This is a genomic window from Enterococcus spodopteracolus (assembly GCF_030441955.1).
Lineage (GTDB): Bacteria > Bacillota > Bacilli > Lactobacillales > Enterococcaceae > Enterococcus_B > Enterococcus_B spodopteracolus.
Window position 1 is genome coordinate 1 of record NZ_JARJHD010000031.1, and the last position, 4,034, is coordinate 4,034.

The 4,034-nt window shown below is 31.5% G+C and carries 7 protein-coding genes; 6 read left to right on the top strand and 1 reads right to left on the bottom strand.

Going from position 1 to position 4,034, the window contains the following annotated elements; translation table 11 throughout:
• The 6 genes from P3R27_RS14115 to P3R27_RS14140 all read left to right on the top strand — a co-directional run.
• Positions 1-290, top strand: a 290-nt coding sequence (locus P3R27_RS14115; protein ID WP_301357518.1) for a JAB domain-containing protein, incomplete at its 5' end; no start/stop codon positions are given.
• A gap of 39 nt (positions 291-329) precedes the next feature.
• A complete protein-coding gene (locus tag P3R27_RS14120) occupies positions 330-743 on the top strand; it encodes a Cas9 inhibitor AcrIIA9 family protein (protein WP_207699894.1) in 414 nt (137 codons plus the stop codon).
• A gap of 71 nt (positions 744-814) precedes the next feature.
• Entirely contained in the window at positions 815-2,068 is a 1,254-nt protein-coding gene (locus P3R27_RS14125) for a PcfJ domain-containing protein (protein ID WP_301399108.1), read from the top strand.
• A gap of 167 nt (positions 2,069-2,235) precedes the next feature.
• On the top strand, positions 2,236-2,400 hold the full coding sequence (locus P3R27_RS14130) for a hypothetical protein (RefSeq protein WP_271525124.1): 165 nt from the start codon (positions 2,236-2,238) through the stop codon (positions 2,398-2,400).
• On the top strand, positions 2,393-2,650 hold the full coding sequence (locus P3R27_RS14135; protein ID WP_301390174.1) for a hypothetical protein: 258 nt from the start codon (positions 2,393-2,395) through the stop codon (positions 2,648-2,650). The genes P3R27_RS14130 and P3R27_RS14135 overlap by 8 nt, the downstream gene beginning before the upstream one ends.
• A gap of 103 nt (positions 2,651-2,753) precedes the next feature.
• Positions 2,754-3,050 carry a hypothetical protein gene (locus tag P3R27_RS14140; RefSeq protein WP_301399109.1) on the top strand — a complete coding sequence of 99 codons (297 nt, stop codon included), beginning with the start codon at positions 2,754-2,756 and terminating at the stop codon, positions 3,048-3,050.
• A gap of 190 nt (positions 3,051-3,240) precedes the next feature.
• On the opposite strand, the gene P3R27_RS14145 is transcribed toward P3R27_RS14140, so the two are convergent.
• Positions 3,241-3,726, bottom strand: a complete 486-nt coding sequence (locus P3R27_RS14145; protein WP_301399111.1) for a type III toxin-antitoxin system ToxN/AbiQ family toxin — start codon at positions 3,724-3,726, stop codon at positions 3,241-3,243.
• Positions 3,727-4,034 lie beyond the last annotated feature (308 nt).

Below are 4,034 nucleotides of genomic sequence, written 5' to 3' on the forward strand. Positions count from 1 at the left end.
CCAAGAATAATATTAACAGTTACTCAATCGTCCATAAGGGAACGTTAAACTATACTACTTGTCACCCAAGAGATATCTTTCAACGTGCGTTACTATCAAATGCTTGTCGAATTTTAATCGCACATAACCACCCCTCGAACAAGCCGAATCCAAGCAAGGAAGATGATATTGTGACCGAAAATATTGAATCGTGCGGAAAAATGTTAAATATCGAGCTTTTAGACCATATTATTGTTGGACAAAATACTTACTACTCGTATCGAGAAAATAATCGGATAGGTGCTTTCTAGTTTATGGAAAGCACCACACAATAAGAAAGGAGAATTGAAATGAATGAATTAATAGAAAAGGCACATGCCAAGATGATGGAAGAAATGAGTGAGGAACGTCCAAGGTCGGAAGATATCATACACAATTGGTTGTGCCAACAGGTACAAGTAGATAATGAGCTTTTAGAGGGGATTCTAAAGGAAGGGAAAAGTATTAGAAAGGCAATGCAGTACTGTTACTCGCAGGCAATGAAGCAAGCAATTGGAGGGTGCGCACTAATTATCCATGATGATGTTTTTCAGTGGGTGACAGATTACTTTAAGAGTGAAGAAGTTGAAATAAAGCAACCAAAGATGAGCGTAACGAATCCATTAGTAACAGTAAGTAAGCAATGCGAAAAAGAAAACCATGTTCCTAAAAAAGAAACAAAATCACCGGAAGGAGAGCAATTAAGTTTGCTAGATTTTCTATGAAAAATGCGAATGACTATGCTAAAAATTGTCTGAAACCGCCAAAAGCATTCTTTGATTGGTGCTATGAACAAATGCCAACGTACGTATGGAAAAATAAGGAAAAAGAAATTATTGCTTCGGAGAGAAGCCATAATGAAGTACGTGAGAAAAGGTTAACTAAAAAATCGAGACTAACTTTTTACGACAGAAAAGAAAATTTTATGACTGTTCTTTGTACGAAAAAGCGAATTGAAATACAGACTTACACAATCGTTTCAAAATTTGAAAATGGAAAGCAAATTTTTTTAAGCTACTTGTTAAACCTAGAGCAGTTAGCAAATGATAATCATATAAAAATTGGACTTAGAAATATTGATCATTATGAATTTGGTCTAACGAATACTGGAACAATGTTCAGCTATAGTAAACAGTATCTGCTTTTATATCAAAATAATTGGTTAAATCGTATAGGTGAAATTTCTGAATTAAGATATTTAGACTTAGAAGAAGAATATCCAGAAGAGTTACCTCATATTTATAAGTATCGACGATTAATCGAATTTGCACAGAAAATAGGGGCAGGTGAATTAGCTTCGGAAATTATTGCGCAAAGATTAGATATGCGTAAAGTAACTGTTAACTGGTTAAAAAGGAATAAAGAATTTTTTAAAAAAAGCGATAGAAAATATAGCACGTGGGAATTAAAAAATGAGATAGAGAATAGAGGGAGTAAGTTAATTGATGGTGCTGAAAAATATTTGTCAATTCAACTGTTAGATGAGATTCCCAATGGATTATCTTTAATTAGATTTCAAAACTATTTGATTAAGCATAAGGTGAATGCTAGATACTATGTAGATTACATTAACACCTTAAAAGATTTGAATATTTTATTAAGTGAAAGTCACATACTTCCTAAAGATATCTATAAAGCACATGACGAGGCAGTAGCTAGGTTGAATGCAATGAAAAGGGAAGCTGTCTGCAAGGAATTTGCTAAACGAGCGAAAGAGCTAAAAGAATTAGAAATGAGAGTTCAAGGTTATCAATTTCTATTGCCAAAAGATGCAAAGGAATTAATTGAAGAAGGTAAAGCTTTAGAGATGTGTGTCGGTGGGAGTAGCTATATTAATAGCCATGCCAACGGTGAAACGACAATAGTACTTATTAGGAGGGCTAACGAGTTAGATAAACCTTATTACACCTTAGAGTACAAAGATGAAAAAATCATACAAATACATGGTTATAAAAATAAAAATGCAGATAAATTTCTACAAGAAGCCAGTAACGAATGGTTAAAGAGAGCTAACGAGTTAATCGGAAGGGAGATACGACATGTTTCGTAACGTCTTAGGAGAACAAAAAAGCCTATCTTAATCGTTAGTTAAGATAAGCACGCAATATAGCCTACAGCGAAGCATTGCTCCTTTAGTATAACAGTATCTAAAGGAGTAATGCAATAGGTATCATAAGACGGAATTAAGTGAAGAACGAAGCAATAGGAGGAGATTATATGTACAAAATCAAGTTAATTGGAGTACAGTATGTCGTGTTTAAAAATGGTGAGAAGATAAAAGAATTTCCGACTCTTAAAGAAGCGGAATCTTACGTAGATAAGTTGACTATCTACCCTGAAAAAAATAGACGTGATCCAAAGGAGTTGGTTATTTATGACTAAAACTCTCGATGGGAATCATGTAAAACAGCAAATCTATTTATCTTTAAGTGAATTAGTCGATTTATTAATAGATAAAAGAGTTTTAGATGAGAAAGTTGCTGGCACATTGATGACTAATCACAGCTATCGATCAAATGCCCTAGAAGAAGAAGGATTACCTACCAGCTTATTATTTGATTTGGTAAAACTGGCTGGACGAAAACTAATAGTATATCCTAGTACAGACAATACAATCTACTGGTTAGAGTAGAGTTTTAGATACATTCGATAAGGTAAATCAACACATATATTCCGAAAAGCGAATATATACGCTAACTCAAATTACAAATAAAAAGTTAATAGGAGATGACATTATGAAATTAATCGATATTTACGATAATAATAGCTTAAAGTATATGGGGTCTTTTGAACACACCGATGAAAATATTATCAATTATGTAGCAGCAATCCCACAGTTCAAGTTTATACGATTAGTTGAATTATCTAGTGATGAGATAGTTCTAACGACAATCGGTAATTTTCTTGACTATGTACCTGATCAAAATTGGTTAGAAAAAATTCGTACTAGCTTGATTGCTAAACAAATGAAAGAAGATGTTATAAATGAAGTACTAATAATTGATAGATACAAAGAAGATGGACATTTCTAAAATAGAGAAGAAAAAGACCAATAAATTAATATTTGGAAAAATATTAAATCATGATATAAATAGTTTTTAGAAAAAAATATGTGAACATTGAAGCCCTAAAGTATTACATTACTCCAGGGCTTTTCATTTTTAATATTTTCTCCGTGTTAACGTTATTTCTTTTTTAGAATATTCTTTTATAGAAAAGTCTTTATTTTGAATACTTATCGGCAGCTGACTCTAAGGCTTTAAAATTACAGCAAAACACGTGGAAGCCCTTTTTTCGTTCCACTTGATTTGTATAAACTTCCATTGCTTTTTCTTTTATTTTTTCTGAGTTTTGTCTACAATACGTCAATTCTTGAGATAATAAACCTTTATACTTAACATCAGTTTCTTTTCCAATGTCTTTTATAGTGACAACATCTAAATTAGATATTGGTATCATAAATTTTAAACGCAAACTAGCATATTCTCTACCATCAGAATGTTTTAATACGAAGGAAGAATCTGGGTTACTAGTTTGATGAGATAAAGGCGCAAAATAACTATATTCGTTTATTTTTAAAATTATTCCACAGTATATTTTTTCGAATTTACCTTTTTTATGATAGTTTGCATTTGGGACTTTAGAATCTACTTTTCTTAAATAATCAATGTATTCCATTTTTATAGAATAAAGATTAATATCGGTCATCATTATCATCCTATCTGATATCTTTTTAATTATATTTTTTAAGTACCTTCTGGTAATCTTAAAAAACTCTCTATTTAGTATAGTAACATTATGTGAATCTGAAATGCTATTTTTATAGCAAATGGGTAGAAATTTTTTAAGTAAAGTGTTAATATATGTATATAGAGTTTATGGATCTCTAAAAAAACCAGCTTAATGAGAGTTTATGGATCTCTAAAAAACCAGCTTAATGAGAGTTTATGGATCTCTAAAAAACCAGCTTAATGAGAGTTTATGGATCTCTAAAAAACCAGCTTAATGAGAGTTTA